Below are 18,183 nucleotides of genomic sequence, written 5' to 3' on the forward strand. Positions count from 1 at the left end.
ATGCTTTCAGCCTATAGCGCCCATATGACGAAAACCATCTACAAGATCTGCCCCGAACCGATGTGGCGGCAAGCCGAACGGAGCGGGATTTTCGAAGGCGCGCCGATCGACCTCGCCGACGGCTTCATCCATTTCTCGACCGCCGAGCAGGCCGTCGAGACGGCCGCGAAACATTTCGCCGGGCAGGACAATCTGCTGCTCGTCGCCATCGACGCGGAGCGCCTCGGCCCGGCGCTCAAATACGAAGTCTCGCGTGGCGGCGCGCTGTTTCCGCATCTTTACGCGCCGCTTGAGACCAGTGCTGCCAAATGGGTTCGCCCCCTGCCACTGAAGGCCGACGGCGCCCACGATTTTCCGGAGCTTGAAGCATGAGCGCATTCGACCGTCTGGGCCGACATCTGCTGTTCAGCTTTGATGCCGAGACAGCGCACGGCATGTCGATCAAGGCGCTGCGCTGCGGCCTGCCAGTCGGCGGCCGCGCCCCGCGCGACGCCCGCTTGCGGGTTAAGGTCGCCGGTCTCGACGTCCCCAACCCGCTCGGCATGGCCGCCGGCTACGACAAGAACGGCGAAGTACCCGACGCTTTGCTCGGCCTCGGTTTCGGCTTTGCCGAGGTTGGCACGGTCACACCGCTGGCGCAGGCGGGCAATCCCAAGCCGCGCATCTTCCGCCTCGTCGAGGACGACGCCGTCATCAACCGGCTCGGCTTCAACAATGAAGGCCATGATGCCTGTGAGAAGCGGCTGATCGCCCGCACGGGCCGGCCCGGCATCGTTGGCGTCAACATCGGCGCCAACAAGGACAGCACAAACCGCATCGGCGACTATGTCAGCGGCGTGAAGCGTTTCGCTCGCCATGCCTCGTATCTCACCGTCAACATCTCCTCGCCCAACACGCCCGGCCTGCGCAACATGCAGGCACGTGAGCAGCTGGCCGAGTTGCTGGCCAGCGTCATGATCGCCCGCGCGGAAGCCGGCCATCAGGTTCCGATTTTCCTCAAGATCGCGCCGGACCTGCATGAGGCGGAGCTGGAGGACATCGCCGCCGAAGTGACCGAAAAGGGCATCGACGGCGTCATCGTTTCCAATACCACGATCGCCCGGCCGACACTGCGCAGCCCGACACATACCGGCGAGACGGGAGGCCTGTCGGGCAAGCCGCTGTTTGAACGTTCGACCGCTGTGCTCGCGCGCATGCGCAAGTTGCTCGGCCCGCAGCGCGCCATCATTGGCGTCGGTGGCGTGGATTCAACCGAGACGGCGCTGGAAAAGATCCGCGCCGGCGCCGACCTCGTCCAGCTCTACACCGGCATGGTCTATGCCGGCCCGTCGCTGCCGGCGCGCATCGTGCGTGGCATGTCCGAGTTTGCGGCCCGTGAAGGGCTCAACGGCATCTCCGAACTGCGCGACAGCAAGCTCGATCAGTGGGCGGCGGCATCGCTCTGAAACGTCGCGCGCGCCCGCGGCTTGAGGATCGCCAGCAGGCACAGGCCGCGCACGATCAGCAGCAGGTGGAGTGCCGCCCATAGCCCGGCATTGCCGTAGGTCGAAGGCAGCACCAGCAGTGCTGCGACAAACACCAGCAGCGAAATCACCATCATGTTGCGCATGTCGCGCGACCAGGCGGCGCCGATGAAGATGCCATCCATCTGGAAGGCGAGCACGCCGCTCAGCGCGGTGAACGCCGCCCAAGGCAGGAAGGCGATCGCTGCAGCACGGACGTCCTCGGCTGTCGAGATCAGGGCGATCAGGTCGGCACCGAAGATCAGCAGCGCCGCCGTCATGCTGCCGGCCAGCGCAAAGCCCCAGATCGAGCAGAGATAGACCGCCTTGCGAAATGCCGGCTCGTAGCGCGCGCCAACGGCACGGCCGGCAAGCTGTTCGGCGGCGGCGGCGAAGCCGTCGAGGAAAAAGCCGGCGGCAATGAAGAAGTTCATCAGCACCGCATTGGCCGCAAGCGTCACCGTGCCGAACTGGGCGCCCTGGCGCGTGAACAGCGCGAAGGCGACGAGCAGCGACAGCGACCTGATCATGATGTCGCGGTTGAGCACGAACAGCCGCCGGAACGCGGCCGCATCGAAGACGCGCTGACGCGCCAGTTTCGGCTCGCGGCCAAAGCGCCGCAAGAGAACCGCAATGCCGATGAGCATGCCGGCCGCCTCGCCGGCAACCGCAGCCCAGGCAACACCTTCGACGCCCCAGCCGAAGTGTAATCCGAGCATGATCGAAAGCACGATGTTGACGCCGTTGAGCGTCGCTTGCAGGAACAACGCGAAGCTGCCCTCGCCCCGCCCGAGGATGTAGCCGAGGATGGCGTAGTTGATCAGCGCGAAGGGCGCGCCAAGCATGCGGATGCGGACGTAATGGTCGAGTGTTTCGCTGACGCGCGGCTCGGCCGACATGAACCACTGCCCGGCAAGCGAGGTCAGCGGTGCCGTCAGCGCCAGCACGATGCCGGCGATCAATGCGATCACCACGGCGCGCCAGAAGATCGCCTGCTCTTCGGCCGCGTCGCCACGGCCGAACGCCTGGGCCACCAGTGCCGTCGTACCGGCGCGGAGAAAGTTGAAGCTGGTGAAGACCACATCGAAGGCAACGGCGCCCGCTGCAAGCCCACCGAGCAGGGCAGCGTCGCCGAACTGCCCGACAACGCCGGTGCCGACAAGGCCGATGAAGGGTGTGGTCAGGTAGGCCAGGGTCATTGGTACGGCAATCGCCAGCACCGAGCGGTTGGTGACGGAAAAAGGCGTCACGCGGCCCTCTGGCGATGCGTATTCCAACGAAAGTCCTCCCAGTTGCCGAATCTCCCGTTCGGGCACATGCCCCCGTTTCCCCAGCGCCCGCAACCATTTAAGTTGCGACTCCAATCGATTTTGCTCCCCTGGTTCAGTACTCCTCCATGCCGCTTCAGATCGTCAGCCACCCCGACTATGACGCCGGCTTTGCGGCCGACCACCGCTTTCCGATGGGCAAATACACCCAGTTGATGGCGCGGCTCGAGACCCTCGGCCTGACGGGCGGGCTCAACCGGCCCGAGGTCATCGCGCCGCGGCATCTGCGCCTGGCCCATGACGCGAACTATGTCGATCAGGTGCTGACCTGCACTGTGCCGCCCCACATCGAGCGCGAGATCGGCTTTTCCGTCTGCGAGCGCGTGTCGCGCCGTGCCCAGTTGGCAGCCGGCGGCACCTTGCTCGCCGCGCATCTGGCGCTTGGCCACGGCATCGCCTGCAACGCCGCCGGCGGCAGCCACCATGCCCGGCGCGCCCAGGGTGCCGGCTTCTGCACCTTCAACGACGTTGCGGTCGCAGCCCTTGCGCTGCTCGAAGACAGGCTGGTCGAAAACATCCTGGTGGTCGATCTCGACGTGCACCAGGGCGACGGCACCGCCGAGATCCTCGCCGGCAACCCCAACGTCTTCACCTTCTCGATGCATGCCGAGAAGAACTATCCAATACGCAAGGTCGCCTCCAGCCTCGACATCGGCCTGCCTGACAAGATCGGCGACCAAGCATATCTCGAGACCCTCGCCGGCGCGCTGACGCGGCTGCCAGATCACAGCGGCTGGGACATCGTCTTTTACAATGCCGGTGTCGATCCTCATCGCGAGGATCGGCTCGGCCGTCTTGCGCTGAGCGACGACGGTTTGCGCCGGCGCGAACGCCTCGTCATCGAGCATTTTCGCGCGGCCGACGTGCCGCTGTGCGGCGTGATCGGCGGTGGCTATGCGACCGACGTCGCGGCACTTGCGGCGCGCCACGCGATCCTGTTCGAAACGGCAAGCGCCTTTGCCTGAGCATGATCTGGAAAGACCATGCTCAACGGGGAAGATCGTTATTTGCGGTAGCTGAACAGCCTGAGGATGATGAAGGCCGGCACGACGATTGCCGCACCCAGCAGGAAATAACCGAGGAAGCGGTCGATGGCGCGGAAGCCCATGCGCCAGATGTCGACAAAGAAATCGCGAATGCCGTAGAGCACATCGAAAGGTGACCAGCCGAAGGCGCTCATGACGATGCCGACGAGGAAGGAGATGACCAGGAGCTTGATGAACACCCTGAGCGGGGTGTCTCCGAGAAAACGCGCCAATCCGGACAAGTTCAGTCTCCTGCAATTCTAGCCTGACAGGGATATCGTGATAACTCCGCACGCATCAAGGTGCGGCCCAGCCATTTCCGCGCAACGCACAACCTGCGCGTCATATGGCCGGCTGATATTTCACGCGGCACGATACCTCCGCGTTGACTATTTGGAAAACATTCTCAGGTGATGAGCACCTTCTGATGGATCGTTGGCCGCTGGGCTGACGCGCATGGTCGGGAGTTGAGCGCACGGTGGGGATCGACAAAAAATGGCGAGGACAGCGCGGTCTCAATAGCTATCTCGTGGCCTTGGCGCTCGCCTGTCTGGTGCCTGTCGTTGCAGTGTCGGGTATCGCCGTTTGGTCCGCCGGAACGGCCTATAAGGACTCGGCCGTCGCGCGATTGAACGACACCGCGCGGACGCTCGCCAATGCCATCGAGGGTGAACTGGACAGCCGCTTTGGCACCATGGCTGTCCTGGCCCAGCACCGCGAAACAGACATAACTGCGCTTGGCGAGGCGGACCTGGCCGGGTTCGGCGCCGACAGCACCGTGATGACGGTCTCCAGCGATCGCATCCAGGCCTTGCGCGCCAGGTCGCGTGCGGCAGCCGACGCCGCGCTCTCGGCCATCAGCGGGCGCGCAAACGTCGTCTCCAACGTGCTCACCACCGACAACAAGCCGCGCCTGGTGCTGGCCGTTCCGGCACCGGCCACCGAGCGCGGCGCAGCGGCATTCGTCATGTCGACCTCGCCGCAGGAATTGATCCTGACCTTGCAGCGCGGCAAGCGCTCGCTGACCGACATATTGGTGGCTGTGACCGACGGCAACGGCCGCATCCTGGCGCGTTCCCGCGATGCCGACCGCTTCATCGGCCAGGTCGCGCCGGATTGGCCGAAGCTCAAGGCGCTTGGCACCGACGCTGGACTGTTCGAGGCCAAGACCATCGAGGGTTTGCCGATCGTCCTGTCGTTCCAGAAGCTGGCGGGAACTCCGGGCTGGGTGATCATCGTCGGCGAGTCGACAAGCGTCTTCGATGCGCGCTGGCGCGACCCGATGCTGAATCTGCTGCTTGGGGCAGCCGCCAGCGTCCTGCTGGCCATTTGCGCCGCGATCTGGCTCGGCGCCCGCATCCTGCAGCCGGTCCAGGCCCTGGCGCGCTACAGCAATGCCATAGCGGACGGAAAGGAAACGGATACGGCTTCCGTAACGCCATCGTCCATTCGCGAATTCGAGACCCTGCGCGAGAGCTTCGCGCGCGCCGAGGGCTCGCTGCGCAACGAAAAGCGGCGCTATCGCACCATAGCCGAAACCGGCGCCATCGTGCTCTGGCGACGCGACGGCGACGGCGGCGCTGGCCTCGCCACGGGTTGGGAACAACTGACCGGCAGGCCGGAAAGCGAGGTCGAAGGCCAGGAATGGACCAGCGCCATCCATCCCGAAGACCGCCCCAACACAACGGCGGCCTGGAGCAAGGCGCTTGCGGAAGCCAAGCCGCTGGATGTCGAGTTTCGCCTCAAGGTCAGCGACGGACGCTGGCTGTGGGTTCGCTCGCAAGGCTCGCCGGTGCTCGACCAGGACGGACGGATCATCGAGTGGGTCGGGCTTCTCGAGGATATAGACGAGCGTAAACGTGCCCAGGCCGACATCGCCCACCTGGCGCACCATGACACCCTGACAGGCCTGGGCAATCGCACCTTGTTTCGCCAGCAACTCGAAGAGGCGCTGGCCAATGCCCGAGATGGCAAGGCCGGCGCGTTGCTGTGCCTCGACCTCGACCTTTTCAAACAGGTCAACGACACACTTGGCCATCCGGTTGGCGATGCGCTGCTTTGCGCGGTTGCCGACAGGTTACGCGGCTGTGTCGCCGAGGTAGATTGCCTCGTGCGCCTCGGTGGCGACGAGTTCGCCGTCATCCAGAACGAGCGCCTGCAGCCCGATGCGGCGGTATCGCTTGGCTGCAGCATCGTCGAGGCGCTCTGCGCCCCTTATGAGATTGGCGGCCACGCCATTACCATTGGCGCCAGCGTCGGCGTTACCTTGATTGGCGATGGTGCCGATAGCGGCACCTACTTCAAGCGCGCCGACGAGGCCCTCTACCGCGCCAAGCAGGAAGGCCGCGGACGCGTCTGCTTCTTCGATCAACACGATCTGCTGGTCGGCATGGCGCAGCTCGCTGCAAGAGGCGGCGCGGCGCATCCGACGAAGGAGACGGCTGAACGCAACAACGGCCGCGCCTAGGCCAGGTACCCGTTCGAACTCAGGAGGCGGCCGCCACGGTGGCGCTGGCAGCGTCGACGTTGCCCTCCCTTTCCAGCCGCTGCGCGGTCATCAGGTCTCGGAAGTAGGCGACCGTTCGCTGCAAACCAACTTGCAACGGCGTTGTTGGCTGCCAGCCCAGCCCGGCGGCCAGGGTGATGTCTGGCCTTCGCTGCCTCGGGTCGTCTTCGGGCAGCGGGAAAAACGCCAGCCGCGACGTGCTGCCGGTCTTCGACAGCACGGCATTGGCCAGCTCGACCATCGAGTACTCCTCGGGATTGCCCAGATTGACGGGACCGGTGAAATCCTTGGGCGAGGCCATCAGCTTGATCAGGCCGTCGACAAGATCGTCGACATAACAGAACGAGCGCGTCTGCGCGCCGTCGCCAAAGATCGAGATGCTCTCGCCTTTCAGGGCCTGGATGATGAAGTTCGACACGACGCGCCCGTCGTTGGGCTGCATCCTCGGCCCATAGGTGTTGAAGATCCGGGCGACCTTGATCTCCAGACCGTGCTGGCGCCGGTAGTCGAAGAACAGCGTTTCGGCGCAGCGCTTGCCTTCGTCGTAACAGGAGCGCGGCCCGATCGGATTGACGTTGCCCCAGTAGGTCTCGTCCTGGGGGTGGATGGCCGGGTCGCCATAGACTTCCGATGTCGACGCCTGAAGTACCCTGGCACCGAGACGCTTGGCGAGGCCGAGCATGTTGATGGCGCCGAGCACGCTGGTCTTGGTGGTCTGGACCGGATCGCGCTGGTAGTGGATCGGCGATGCCGGACAGGCCAGATTGTAGATCTCGTCGACATCGACATGCAACGGCACGCAAACATCGTGTTCGATCAGCTCGAAGCGGGGATGGGCATCGAGATGCGCGACATTGCTGCGTGCCCCGGTGTAGAAATTGTCGACACACAAGACGTGCGCCCCAGCTTCCAGCAGCCGCTCGCAGAGATAGGAGCCAACAAAGCCGGCTCCGCCTGTTACCAGTATCCGCTTTTCCGGATGCACGTAGGCCTCTGCTTTCGCTATAGACATCAGGTCCATGCAATGTCTTGCATGTTTCTACAAGCTCACCATTTCCAGGCCAATAGGCGCGACCGAATGAACTACTTCGACGGCAAGGCCTTCAGTTGGGATTGGACGTCCCGTCACATTCCCGTCTGGGAACAGCATTTGCGCGACCGATCGGACGAGCCTGTGAAGGTTCTGGAAATCGGTTCGTTCGAAGGCCGCTCGGCGGTGTTTTTCCTGCAGTTCCTGCCAAACTGTCACCTCACCTGCATCGACACATTCGAAGGCAGTATCGAGCACAAAACAGTCGGTGCGCGCCATCACACCGACATGGCCGACGTCGAGGCCCGTTTTGACGCCAACACGCGGCCATTTGCCCATCGGCTCGAAAAGCTGAAGGCCTTCTCGATCGACGCCTTGTCGGAGTTGCAGCGCGCAGCCCGGCGTTTCGACATCGTCTATGTCGATGGCGACCATCACGCGGCAGCCGCCTTCGCCGATGCCCAGCAAAGCTGGGACCTGCTTGTGTCAGGCGGCATCATGATCCTCGACGACTATCAATGGCAGCCCACCAAGCCCGCGACCGAGCGCCCGAAAGCTGGCATCGACGCCTTTCTCCTAGCCAGGGCCGGAGAGTACGAGTTCCTGCACCAGGACTACCAGGTGATCATCCGCAAGACCCGAGCTCCGGATCCGCATGCGGGGTCTGATTTCACCATCGGCGGACGCAGCGTCAACGAACTGTCAGGCGCGGCGATCAAGCCGCCGCTGGTCAGCTTCGTCGTCATCTCCTGGAATTATGCCCGCTACGTCGGCGCCACGATCGACTCCATCAAGGCGCAGGACTACGCGAATTTCGAGTGCCTGGTCATCGACAACGGCTCAACCGACGACAGTGCCGAGGTGATTGCCAGGCATGTCGCTGGCGACAGCCGCTTCACGGTCGAGAACCTGCCGGAAAACCTGGGCCAGCTCGGCGCGGCCTTCTGGTCGCTGGACAAGATCAAGGGCGGCTTTGTCACCTTCGTCGACGCCGACGATGTGCTGCTGTCGACCTACGCTTCAATGCATGTCCAGGCTCACTTGGCGCTTCGGCAGAGCGTTGCCTTCACATCCTCGAGCGTCGCGGAGATGGACGCGCTCGGAAACATCCTGGCCGCCGCCGGCGGCAGCGTCACCATCAACAGCCAGACACGAAACTTGCACCCCGAGGCGTCAACACTGCGCCTGCCGACTGTCTCGCACCAGGTATTCCAGCATCTGTCCGCGCGGACAGTGCTTGTCCCGAAGTCGGCGACCGGCTGGCACTGGAGCCCTGGCACGGCAAACATGTATCGTGCATCTCAACTGCGGCTGGTCCGGCGCGGCGGCGAGCCCAGATATATGCGTTCGGCGGACGGCTACTTCAACTTCATGTGCCATGGATTTGGCGGCAGCGCGCTCATCGATATCGTCCTGTCGGGCTACAGGTTACACGGCGAAAACGCGTTCTCGAACCATGAAAGCTCACCTTGGCTTCGGTCTGGAACACCGGAGTACTATCGGCTCGCCCACGAAGCGACGCTGACGGACATCGATTTTCTCATGGCCAACGCAGTCAGATATGTCTGGATGCTCGACGGTGGCTTCTGGTCAGTGCTGGACCTCATCACCCGCGAAACACCCAAACGGCTGCGCAGGTTCTACGGCGACCCAAAGGTGTTCGAGATATTCTTGGCCAACGCGCCAAAGCTCGCAGTCCAGTTCCGTTCGCGCGTATTCTGCCGCGAAATCCTCGCGCGCTACTCCGGCAGCCAGGCCCGCAAGATCCTGCGCGCCGGCTTCGGCGGCAAGCTCAAGCCACGTGCCTATGGCGAGATGGCGCTGTCCCGGCTCCGGAGAGCACGCGCGATACTGCAGAAACGAAAATAGCAGCGTTCAGCCAGAGCATCGAATTGCGTGCGCGGTCGCGTGGACACCTCGTTTCCCGATTGCCGTTCAGCAACGCTGATGCTAACCAGATGCCCGCGCGGGTATGATGTAATGGTAGCCTGTCAGCTTCCCAAGCTGAACGCGCGGGTTCGATTCCCGCTACCCGCTCCAGCTTTTCCAAAAAGACATTGCGCCTCATCTGAACATCGCCGGGGCTGGCGGTTTTACAGCCAGTCTTACGGTACCCCAGAAACAAAAAAGGCCGGACGCAAAGCGCGCCCGGCCTGGTTTCTCAGCCTTTACCCTCAATCGGCGCCGTAGATGTCGAAGTCGAAATACTTGGCGTTGATCTTGGCGTAGGTGCCGTCCTTGACGATGGCGTCGATGGCCGCGTTGAGCTTATCGCGCAGGGCCTCATTGCCCAGATGCACGGCAATGCCGGTCTCGGACTCGGTGCCCTTGAGATCGCCGATCATCTTGCAGCAATCCTGGCCGGTGGTCTTCATCCAGTCGACCAGCACGAACTTGTCGGCCACAACCGCATCGAGACGGCCGTTGGTCAGGTCGGCCACGGCCTCATCCTGCGTCGGATAGAGCTTCACGTCGGCGCCTGCCTTGGCGTAGTGGTCCTCGGCATAGATGCTCTGGGTGGTCGACGCCTGGGCGCCCACCGTCTTGCCCTTGAGCGCATCAGGCTCCGGCGAGGTCAGGTCGGAGGTCTTTGCCGCGATCAGCGCCAGCGGCGTTGTGTAGTACTTGTTGGTGAACAGCACCTGCTTCTTGCGCTCGTCGGTGATGGTCATCGAGGCAACGATGGCGTCGAACTTGCCACCCTGCAGCGCCGGGATGATGCCGTCCCAATCCTGGGCGGCGATCTCGCACTCGACTTTCATCTGGGCGCACAGCGCGTTGGCGACATCGACGTCGAAGCCGATCAGCTTGCCGTCGGCGGTCAGGCTGTTGAAGGGCGGGTAAGCACCTTCGGTGGCGATCTTAAGTTTTGCGGCATCCTGCGCCCAAGTTGCGCCAGCGGTCGACAACAGCGCTGCCAGCGACGCAGCGCATGCGAATTTCCACGAAATCTGCATGGTCCTCTCCATTTGCCAGGCGCCCTTATGCGAGCGTCCTGGCTCCAGCCAAGCACAGCGGCCGGAAATGGACAAGCAGACTGAGGTCTGCGCACCATGACGTAAGGTCAGTCCATGCGAAAATGCTTGGAAAGCTTCAGCCCCTGGGCCTGGTAGTTGGAACCGAGATCAGTGCCATAGAGCGCCTTGGGGCGCGCCAGCATATGCTCGTAGACCAGGCGGCCGACGACCTGGCCGTGCTCGAGGATGAAGGGGACTTCGTGGCTGCGCACCTCGAGCACGGCGCGGCTGCCGGTGCCGCCAGCGCTGGAATGGCCAAAACCGGGATCGAAGAAGCCGGCATAGTGGACGCGGAATTCGCCAACCAACGGATCGAACGGCGTCATCTCGGCAGCGTAGAGCGGCGGCACATGCACCGCCTCGCGCGAGACCAGGATGTAGAACTCGTCGGGATCGAGCACCAGTTCCTCGGCACCGTGATTGTAGATCGGCTCCCAGAAATCGACGACCTTCTGGGCGGCGCGCTTGTCGACGTCGACGAGGCCGGTGTGGTGCTTGCCGCGGTAGCCGACAATGCTGCCCGGCGCACCGGCAAGGTCGATGGAGAGCGCTATGCCGCCGCCTGAAATGTTCGGCGGGTCGATGGCCACCAGACGGTCGGACAGATGCAGCGCATGCAATTCGGCTTCTGACAGCAGCGCATTGCCCTTGCGGAAACGGATCTGCGACAGGCGCGAGCCCTTGCGCGCGACGATCGGGAAGGTGCGCGGGCTGACTTCGAGATAGAGCGGGCCGGCATAGCCGGCGGGGATCTTGTCGAACTCCTGGCCGCGGTCGGTCATCACGCGGGTGAAGATGTCAAGGCGGCCGGTCGAGCTCTTCGGGTTGGCCGAGGCCGAAATCTCGGCCGGCAGCGCGAGGCTTTCGAGCAGCGGCACGATATAGACACAGCCTGTTTCCAGCACCGCACCGTTGGTCAGGTCGATCTCGTGCAGCTTGAGCCGGTCGAGCTTTTCCGAGACCAGCGAATTGGGGCCCGGCAGGAAGCTGGCGCGGGTGCGGAATGCCGTTGCGCCCAGCCTGAGATCCAGGCTCGCCGGCTGGATCTGGCCGACGTCGAGCGGCGGCGCCGTGAGCGCGCCCGACGCAAACAGCGCCGCGATATCCTGGTCCGGAAGTATGCCCGACTGCCGCAATTGCCTCACTCCTCTGCAGCGCCACCAGCCCAAATGGTGAGCCAAGGCCGCTGGATCCCGACCATGTTCGGGGTCATGTGCGTGGCCCAAAACGTTTAGTCGACCCCGCGATTGACGCAAGCAGGCTGCGGGTCTAAAGGACATTTATCCCGTGGTGATTTGGCCGGTCGGCTTGCAGCCACGTTAAACAAGTCGCTAAAGGGCCGTCGATGGACCGGTTGCGACTTCGCGACCGGTTTTTTTGTATTTGGATTTGGCTATGAGCTCCGAAAAGCAGCGTAACTGGAAACCCCAGACCACCCTCGTCCATGGCGGAACCCTCCGCTCCGGCTTCGGCGAAACCTCGGAATCGATCTTCCTCACCCAAGGCTATGTCTATGACAGCGCCGAAAGTGCCGAAGCCCGCTTCAAAGGAGAGAGCCCGGGTTTCATCTATTCGCGCTACGCCAACCCCACCGTCGACATGTTCGAAAAGCGCATGTGCGCGCTCGAGGGCGCGGAAGACGCACGCGCCACGGCCTCGGGCATGGCAGCGGTCACGGCCGCCATCCTGTGCGGCCTGAAAGCCGGCGACCATATCGTTGCCGCCCGCGCGCTGTTCGGCTCCTGCCGCTGGGTGGTCGAGACGCTGGCGCCGAAATACGGCATCGAGGCGACGCTGGTTGACGGTACGCTGATCGAGAACTGGGAAAAGGCGGTCCAGCCCAACACCAAGCTGTTTTTCCTGGAAAGCCCGACCAACCCGACGCTCGAAGTCGTCGACATTGCAGCGGTCGCAGCCCTTGCCAATTCGATCGGCGCGCGGCTTGTCGTCGACAACGTCTTCGCCACCCCGATGCAGCAGAAGCCACTCGAACTCGGCGCCCATATCGTTGTCTATTCGGCGACCAAGCACATTGACGGCCAGGGCCGCTGCCTCGGCGGCGTGATCCTGTCGGACAAGAAGTGGATCGACGAGAATCTGCACGACTATTTCCGCCACACCGGTCCGAGCCTGTCGCCTTTCAACGCCTGGACGCTGCTCAAGGGCCTCGAAACCCTGCCACTGCGCGTGCGCCAGCAGACCGAGTCCGCCGGCAAGATCGCCGACTTCCTGGCCGAAAGTCCTGAAGTGTCGCGCCTGATCTATCCGGGCCGGGCCGACCACCCGCAGGCCGACATCGTCAAGAAGCAGATGTCGGGCGGTTCGACCTTGATCTGCTTCGACGTCAAGGGCGGCAAGAAGGCGGCCTTCGCCTTCGAAAACGCGCTCAATATCATCCTGATCTCGAACAATCTCGGCGACTCGAAGAGCCTGATCACCCATCCGGCGACGACGACGCACAAGAACCTCACCGACGAGGCTCGCGCCGAACTCGGTATCGACGACGGCACACTGCGCCTGTCGGTCGGCCTGGAAGACGCCGACGACCTGCTCAACGACATCGGCGATGCGTTGAAGGCGGCCCGCTAAGCCTACAGATGTACGGCGCTCCGCATGCCGGAGCGCCGCCCGCCTCAATCCGTCTTACGGCAGCTTGGTTTCGTAGACGTAGAGCTTGGTCTCGTTGTCTTCCGGGGCCGCCGTCAGGCGCAGGCCCGTCTCGGTCTTTTCGATCAGCACCGGATTGCCGGCGATCGACTTGCCTTTTTCCGTCCAGATCTGGATCGGCATCTGAAACAGCGGGCGGCCATCCTTGAGATCGACTGTTTCGATGCCGCCGAGGCGGAAGACCTGCCCGTCAGGACCCGGGCGGTATTCGGTGAGGCCGGTGCAGACGGCCTGGCCCGGCTTGGCCAGCGCGCAATCCTGATAGTCGATGTAGTGCGAGGGATTGAGCGTGCGTGTCTTCTCCGGGTCGAGCGCCGCATCCGGCACCGTCAGATCCTCCGTGACCTTCCAGTTGTAGAAGCGGCGCGACCCCCAGCTGACGGCGTGCAGCATGCCGTTTTCGGGATCGGAGACGATACCGCCAATGTGGTCGGGGAAACGGAAGACTTCGGTCGCCTCCAGGGTTTCCGGATCGACGCGGTAGATGATCGACTTGCTGTTCGGCCGGTATTCAGCCACCGGCACCCACAGCCAGCGACCGTCATAGTCGATGCCGCCCGGATGGTAGATCGCACCGTCGCCGAGCTTGACCTGGCCGACAAGCTTGCCGCTTGCATCGAGCTTGAACAGATGGCCGGCACCCTTGCCCTCGTCGCGGTCGAGCCCGTTCTGCGGTGCCTCGAACTTCTTGGTCCGTTCGATGATCTCGACGGACGACATGAACAGCGCATCGCCGACACGCGCGAAGCCCTGGGGGTGGAAGGTGTCGAACTCCAGCCTGGGAGATTTGACCAGCTGCCACTCGGTGCCCCTGGTCAGCTTTTCGATGCCGCTTGCCAGATCGTTCGCATGGGCAACTGTGCCGGCAAGGCAGGCCGAGGCGAAAAGAAGGGCGATGAGACGTTTCATGGCTGAGATTCCTTGTCGTTGGATGACGCAGAAACTGGCCTTGTGGCATGACAGCGGGGTGACGCCGATGCGTCGTTGACGTGAAATCCGCCACAGCCTCATCACAATTGGTGTGAATTCGTCTAACGCCAGTTGACCCGCCGCCCTGCGCGGCGGACTCTGTCGTCGTGCAGGCCAAGGAGCGCAGCATATGTATCGCGCAATCACCCGCAACATCGCGGTCGAGGTCGAGCCGTTTTACCTGGAGGAGCGTTCCGAGCCCTCGGAAAACCGCTATGTCTGGGGCTATCGCGTCACCATCGAAAACAACTCGGACGAGTTCGTCCAGCTTTTGGCGCGCTACTGGCACATCACCGACGCCACTGGCCGGGTCGAGGAAGTCCAGGGCCCAGGCGTCGTCGGCGACCAGCCAGAACTCAATCCAGGCGACAGCTATCAATATGCGTCGGGCTGCCCGCTCTCAACGCCATCGGGAATCATGGTCGGGCGCTACACCATGCGCACCGAAGCAGGCGAGATGTTCGACATCGCCATTCCCGCCTTTTCACTGGATCTACCCGGCGCGCGTCACAGGCTGAACTAGAGCATGAGCCCGAAAACCGGGCGCCGGTTTTCAAGGCCGTGCTCCGGTAGCCAGATGGAGTTACTGGACCGGTGCGAACTCGGCGGGATCGAACTCGTAGGACTTGGAGCAGAACTCGCAAGCGACCCGGATAACGCCGTCTTCGACGCTCTCGGTGATTTCCTCGGCCGTGAAGCCCTGCAGGATACCCTTGATCTTCTGGCTCGAGCACGAGCATTCGTCGGCAACACGCACACCCTCGTAGACGACTGCGCCATGTTCGTGAAACAGGCGGTAGAGAAGCCGCTCGGTGCCAACTGTCGGGTCGATCAACTCGGTCGGCTCGATGGTTCCGACCAGCGCCAGGAGTTCCTGCCAGGAATTGTCGTCGGGGTGTGCTGCCACATCGCGCTCGTCGCCGTCGCCGCCATGGATGTCGGCCACGCGCCGGCGCTCGGGTGAGTCAGGCAGGAACTGCGCCAGAAGGCCACCGGCGCGCCAATGCTCGCGCGGGCCGCCTTCGGCCGGAAGCACAAGCTTTGCCACCGAAAGCCTTACCTCGGTCGGGATCTGCTCCGACTGGCGGAAATAGGCGCGCGCCGCCTCTTCGAGCGTGATGCCGTTGAGCTCGACGATGCCCTGGTAGCGTGTGGTGTGCTCGCCCTGGTCAATGGTCAGCGCCAGGACGCCGCTGCCCAGAAGGTCTTCGGGCGCGGTCATGCCGGCCTCGATCGCCGCATCGACCCGGTCGGCATCGTAGCGCGCATAGGCGCGCAGCGAATGCGGCGTGGTGAAATCGGCGACCAGCATGTCCACCGGCCCGTCGGTGCGGGTCTGGAAGATGAACTTGCCTTCGAACTTCAACGATGTACCGAGCAGCACCGTGACCACGCAGGCCTCGGCCAGAAGCCTGGCCACCGGTTCCGGATAGTCGTGCCGTTCAAGAATCTGGTCGAGCAGCGGGCCAAGCTGGACGGTGCGGCCGCGCACGTCGAGCGGCTCCACCGCGAATGGAACAACATGGTCGTCACCGGCGAACCCATATTCGCCGAGCTTGCGTTCGATCTCAGCCACTGGAACTTATCCCGTAAAATGGTTTCCGCGACCTATCGGCCTGCCGAGGGTCGCAGAATAACGTGCAAATGTGTGATCCCGCACCAGATAGGAGCGGCTGATCAGGCATTCAAGCGCCCAGGCACCAGGCGAGCACGGCCTTCTGGGCGTGGAGCCGGTTTTCCGCCTCGTCGAAGACCACCGAGTTGGGGCCGTCGATGACCTCGTCAGTCACTTCCTCGCCGCGATGGGCCGGCAGGCAGTGCATGAACAGGGCGTCGGGCTTGGCGTGCTTCATCAGGTCGGCATTGACCTGATAGGGCAGGAACACGTTGTGGCCGCGGGCGCGATGCTCCTGGCCCATCGACACCCAGCAGTCGGTGACGATCGCATCGACGTTGCGCACCGCATCCTCGGCCGAACGGGTGATCATGACCTTGCCGCCATTGGCGCGCGACCAGTCGATGTACTTCTCTTCCGGTTCGCTGCCTTCAGGCACCGCGATATTGACATTGAAGCTGAAGCGGGCCGAGGCCTCGAGCAGCGAATGCAGCACGTTGTTGCCGTCGCCGGTCCAGGCAAAGGTCTTGCCGCGCACCGGCCCGCGATGTTCCTCGAACGTCAGGATGTCGGCCATCAGCTGGCACGGGTGGGTGTCGTCGGTCAGGCCGTTGATGACGGGAATGGTCGCGTTTTCGGTCAGCTCGATCAGCCGGTCATGCGCCGTGGTACGGATCATGATCGCATCGACATAGCGCGACAGCACCTTGGCGGTGTCGGCGATCGACTCCGAACGACCAAGCTGCATCTCGGTGCCGGTCAGCATGATGGTTTCGCCGCCGAGCTGGCGCATGCCGACGTCGAACGAGATGCGCGTGCGGGTCGACGGCTTGTCGAAGATCATTGCCAGCACCTTGCCCTCCAGCGGCTTCGATCGTTCGCCGGCTTTCAGGCGCGCCTTGCGTGCCGCCGCGTCGTCGAAAATCCCGCGAAGGTCGCTCCCGGAAAGTGCCGAGAGGTCGGTGAAATGGCGAATCCCGCTGGTCATGTAACTTCCTTGGGTTCAGCCGCCGCTGGCGGCGGCCTTGGAGAGGCTGGCAGCTCCGGCGCGAACGCGCGCTAGCGCCTCTTGGATGTCCGCGTCGCTGGTCGTCAGCGGCGGCAGCAGGCGGATCACATTGTCGCCCGCCGGCACCGCAAGCAGCTTCTGGTCACGCAACGCCATGTTCACCTTGGTGTTGGGCATGGTGCATTTGAGACCAAGCATCAGGCCGGAGCCACGGATGCCTTCGATCACGTCGGGGAATTCGTCGGCGACGGCGGCGAGACCCTGCTTGATCAGCAGCGCCTTGCGGCTAACTTCGTCAAGGAAGCCTTCTTCGAGTACGACGTCGAGCACGGCGTTGCCGACCGCCATGGCGAGCGGATTGCCGCCAAAGGTCGTGCCATGGACGCCAGCGGTCATCGCGCTGGCAGCCTCTTCGGTGGCAAGGCAGGCGCCCATCGGGAAACCGCCGCCGATGCCCTTGGCGATCGCCATCAGGTCGGGATTCACGCCGGCCCATTCATGGGCAAACAGCTTGCCGGTCCGGCCGATGCCGCACTGGACCTCATCGAAAATCAGCAGCAGGCCGTGCTTGTCGCACAGCTGGCGCAGGCGCTTCAGCGACTGCGTCGGGGAACGGGCGGATGCCGCCTTCGCCCTGCACGGGCTCGAGCAGGATCGCCGCCGTCTCGGGGCCGATCAGCTTCTCTGCCGCATCGATGTCATCGAAGGCGACCTGATCGAAGCCTTCGACCTTCGGACCGAAACCCTCGAGGTATTTGGCCTGGCCGCCGGCGGCGATGGTCGCCAGCGTACGGCCGTGGAAGGCGCCCTCGAAGGTGATGACGCGGTAGCGCTCGGGATGGCCGTTGACATACTGGTAGCGGCGGGCGGTCTTGATCGCGCATTCGAGCGCTTCCGCACCGGAATTGGTGAAGAAGATGCGGTCGGCGAAGGAGTTCTCGGCAAGGCGCTCGCCCAGCCGGCTCTGGCCGGGGATCTGGTACAGGTTGGAGACGTGCCACAGCTTGGCGGCCTGTTCGGTCAGCGCCTCGACGAGATGCGGATGGCTGTGGCCCAACGAATTGACCGCGATGCCACCAGCAAAATCGAGATATCGCTCGCCGTTCTCGGTGATCAGCCAAGAGCCCTCACCTCGCTCGAAAGCCAAAGGTGCACGAGCAAACGTCTCGAAAAGCGCCGATCCGCTCATTATATGTCTCTCCGAACCCGGAAAAAATCAAAAAGCCGCCTCAGAGCGGCGGCCTGCGGCTATATCAGGTTTTTCTGCCATGAAGTCAACGAAAACGTCGCTTAGGGCGATGCAATCCAACCCACTCGTTGCCATGTAGCCACGTTACGTCGGCAAGTTGGGGAAAACCGTAAAAACCGAATCGCAAAGCCCCCGCGACTCTTGTCACGGACTCGGCGCATCGGTAATTGTAATTGAGAAATAACTAGATTTCGTGCGGCGGACATATTCACCGAATAGATGTGGTGTCCACCCGGCTTGCCGGGACGGAAAACGATTCCGAATTC

General features: G+C 63.3%; 15 protein-coding genes, 1 tRNA gene, 1 pseudogene and 1 riboswitch. Of the genes and pseudogenes, 8 read left to right on the forward strand and 9 right to left on the reverse strand.

Annotation, left to right across the window (positions count from 1 at the left end; all coding sequences use genetic code 11):
* Positions 1–24: 24 nt before the first annotated feature.
* Both ACHMW7_RS25265 and ACHMW7_RS25270 read left to right on the forward strand, forming a co-directional pair.
* Entirely contained in the window at positions 25–372 is a 348-nt protein-coding gene (locus ACHMW7_RS25265) for a DUF952 domain-containing protein (RefSeq protein WP_395448158.1), read from the forward strand.
* The gene (locus tag ACHMW7_RS25270; RefSeq protein ID WP_395448159.1) at positions 369–1,445 is read left to right on the forward strand and encodes a quinone-dependent dihydroorotate dehydrogenase; all 1,077 of its coding nucleotides are present in this window, start codon (positions 369–371) and stop codon (positions 1,443–1,445) included. The genes ACHMW7_RS25265 and ACHMW7_RS25270 overlap by 4 nt, the downstream gene beginning before the upstream one ends.
* On the opposite strand, the gene ACHMW7_RS25275 is transcribed toward ACHMW7_RS25270, so the two are convergent.
* Positions 1,421–2,779: an MATE family efflux transporter gene (locus ACHMW7_RS25275; RefSeq protein ID WP_395448160.1), complete on the reverse strand. Its 1,359-nt coding sequence runs from the start codon at positions 2,777–2,779 to the stop codon at positions 1,421–1,423. The genes ACHMW7_RS25270 and ACHMW7_RS25275 overlap by 25 nt on opposite strands.
* 119 nt (positions 2,780–2,898) lie before the next feature.
* Between ACHMW7_RS25275 and ACHMW7_RS25280 the strand changes: the two genes are divergently transcribed.
* The gene (locus ACHMW7_RS25280; protein ID WP_395448161.1) at positions 2,899–3,795 is read left to right on the forward strand and encodes a histone deacetylase; all 897 of its coding nucleotides are present in this window, start codon (positions 2,899–2,901) and stop codon (positions 3,793–3,795) included.
* Positions 3,796–3,833: 38 nt separating this feature from the next.
* Here ACHMW7_RS25280 and ACHMW7_RS25285 read toward each other — a convergent pair whose 3' ends face one another.
* Positions 3,834–4,097, reverse strand: a complete 264-nt coding sequence (locus ACHMW7_RS25285) for a DUF6460 domain-containing protein (RefSeq protein ID WP_214388160.1) — start codon at positions 4,095–4,097, stop codon at positions 3,834–3,836.
* 236 nt (positions 4,098–4,333) lie between these two features.
* Here ACHMW7_RS25285 and ACHMW7_RS25290 point away from each other — a divergent pair, with 236 nt between their 5' ends.
* The gene (locus ACHMW7_RS25290) at positions 4,334–6,322 is read left to right on the forward strand and encodes a diguanylate cyclase domain-containing protein (protein ID WP_395448162.1); all 1,989 of its coding nucleotides are present in this window, start codon (positions 4,334–4,336) and stop codon (positions 6,320–6,322) included.
* Positions 6,323–6,341: 19 nt separating this feature from the next.
* Here ACHMW7_RS25290 and ACHMW7_RS25295 read toward each other — a convergent pair whose 3' ends face one another.
* Complete coding sequence (locus ACHMW7_RS25295; RefSeq protein ID WP_395448163.1) at positions 6,342–7,373, reverse strand: UDP-glucuronic acid decarboxylase family protein; 1,032 nt, start codon at positions 7,371–7,373, stop codon at positions 6,342–6,344.
* A 66-nt stretch (positions 7,374–7,439) separates the two neighbouring features.
* On the opposite strand from ACHMW7_RS25295, the gene ACHMW7_RS25300 reads away from it, so the two are divergent.
* Positions 7,440–9,260: a glycosyltransferase gene (locus ACHMW7_RS25300; protein ID WP_395448164.1), complete on the forward strand. Its 1,821-nt coding sequence runs from the start codon at positions 7,440–7,442 to the stop codon at positions 9,258–9,260.
* Positions 9,261–9,357: 97 nt separating this feature from the next.
* Positions 9,358–9,431: transfer RNA gene (locus ACHMW7_RS25305), tRNA-Gly, on the forward strand.
* Positions 9,432–9,565: 134 nt separating this feature from the next.
* Here ACHMW7_RS25305 and ACHMW7_RS25310 read toward each other — a convergent pair.
* Positions 9,566–10,348 carry an ABC transporter substrate-binding protein gene (locus ACHMW7_RS25310; RefSeq protein WP_395448165.1) on the reverse strand — a complete coding sequence of 261 codons (783 nt, stop codon included), beginning with the start codon at positions 10,346–10,348 and terminating at the stop codon, positions 9,566–9,568.
* Between the two features lie 107 nt (positions 10,349–10,455).
* On the reverse strand, positions 10,456–11,544 hold the full coding sequence (locus ACHMW7_RS25315; RefSeq protein WP_395448166.1) for a 2'-deoxycytidine 5'-triphosphate deaminase: 1,089 nt from the start codon (positions 11,542–11,544) through the stop codon (positions 10,456–10,458).
* A gap of 141 nt (positions 11,545–11,685) precedes the next feature.
* Positions 11,686–11,763: riboswitch (SAM riboswitch) on the forward strand.
* Between the two features lie 40 nt (positions 11,764–11,803).
* On the opposite strand from ACHMW7_RS25315, the gene ACHMW7_RS25320 reads away from it, so the two are divergent.
* Positions 11,804–12,997: an O-succinylhomoserine sulfhydrylase gene (locus tag ACHMW7_RS25320; RefSeq protein ID WP_395448167.1), complete on the forward strand. Its 1,194-nt coding sequence runs from the start codon at positions 11,804–11,806 to the stop codon at positions 12,995–12,997.
* Between the two features lie 54 nt (positions 12,998–13,051).
* Here ACHMW7_RS25320 and ACHMW7_RS25325 read toward each other — a convergent pair whose 3' ends face one another.
* Positions 13,052–13,984 (reverse strand): DUF6454 family protein, encoded by a 933-nt coding sequence (locus ACHMW7_RS25325; protein ID WP_395448168.1) that lies wholly within the window; start codon positions 13,982–13,984, stop codon positions 13,052–13,054.
* A gap of 190 nt (positions 13,985–14,174) precedes the next feature.
* On the opposite strand from ACHMW7_RS25325, the gene apaG reads away from it, so the two are divergent.
* The gene (apaG, locus tag ACHMW7_RS25330) at positions 14,175–14,567 is read left to right on the forward strand and encodes a Co2+/Mg2+ efflux protein ApaG (RefSeq protein ID WP_395448169.1); all 393 of its coding nucleotides are present in this window, start codon (positions 14,175–14,177) and stop codon (positions 14,565–14,567) included.
* Positions 14,568–14,627: 60 nt separating this feature from the next.
* On the opposite strand, the gene ACHMW7_RS25335 is transcribed toward apaG, so the two are convergent.
* From ACHMW7_RS25335 to ACHMW7_RS25345, 3 genes and pseudogenes are all read right to left on the reverse strand, one after another.
* Positions 14,628–15,620: an Hsp33 family molecular chaperone gene (locus tag ACHMW7_RS25335; protein WP_395448170.1), complete on the reverse strand. Its 993-nt coding sequence runs from the start codon at positions 15,618–15,620 to the stop codon at positions 14,628–14,630.
* 109 nt (positions 15,621–15,729) lie between these two features.
* Positions 15,730–16,647: an ornithine carbamoyltransferase gene (argF, locus tag ACHMW7_RS25340; protein ID WP_395448171.1), complete on the reverse strand. Its 918-nt coding sequence runs from the start codon at positions 16,645–16,647 to the stop codon at positions 15,730–15,732.
* Between the two features lie 15 nt (positions 16,648–16,662).
* Positions 16,663–17,857, reverse strand: a pseudogene (locus ACHMW7_RS25345) (aspartate aminotransferase family protein).
* Positions 17,858–18,183: the final 326 nt, after the last annotated feature.

Origin of the sequence: Aminobacter sp. UC22_36, from assembly GCF_044056035.1 — a bacterium.
GTDB lineage: Bacteria > Pseudomonadota > Alphaproteobacteria > Rhizobiales > Rhizobiaceae > Aminobacter.

Excerpts from the sequence above, each read along its gene's own strand:
- ACHMW7_RS25295 (WP_395448163.1), bottom strand. The coding sequence starts at position 7,373 with ATGTCTATAGCGAAAGCAGAGGCCTACGTGCATCCGGAAAAGCGGATA.
- ACHMW7_RS25280 (WP_395448161.1), top strand. The coding sequence starts at position 2,899 with ATGCCGCTTCAGATCGTCAGCCACCCCGACTATGACGCCGGCTTTGCG.
- apaG (WP_395448169.1), top strand. The coding sequence starts at position 14,175 with ATGTATCGCGCAATCACCCGCAACATCGCGGTCGAGGTCGAGCCGTTT.
- ACHMW7_RS25320 (WP_395448167.1), top strand. The coding sequence starts at position 11,804 with ATGAGCTCCGAAAAGCAGCGTAACTGGAAACCCCAGACCACCCTCGTC.
- ACHMW7_RS25300 (WP_395448164.1), top strand. The coding sequence starts at position 7,440 with ATGAACTACTTCGACGGCAAGGCCTTCAGTTGGGATTGGACGTCCCGT.
- ACHMW7_RS25325 (WP_395448168.1), bottom strand. The coding sequence starts at position 13,984 with ATGAAACGTCTCATCGCCCTTCTTTTCGCCTCGGCCTGCCTTGCCGGC.
- argF (WP_395448171.1), bottom strand. The coding sequence starts at position 16,647 with ATGACCAGCGGGATTCGCCATTTCACCGACCTCTCGGCACTTTCCGGG.
- ACHMW7_RS25310 (WP_395448165.1), bottom strand. The coding sequence starts at position 10,348 with ATGCAGATTTCGTGGAAATTCGCATGCGCTGCGTCGCTGGCAGCGCTG.
- ACHMW7_RS25265 (WP_395448158.1), top strand. The coding sequence starts at position 25 with ATGACGAAAACCATCTACAAGATCTGCCCCGAACCGATGTGGCGGCAA.
- ACHMW7_RS25270 (WP_395448159.1), top strand. The coding sequence starts at position 369 with ATGAGCGCATTCGACCGTCTGGGCCGACATCTGCTGTTCAGCTTTGAT.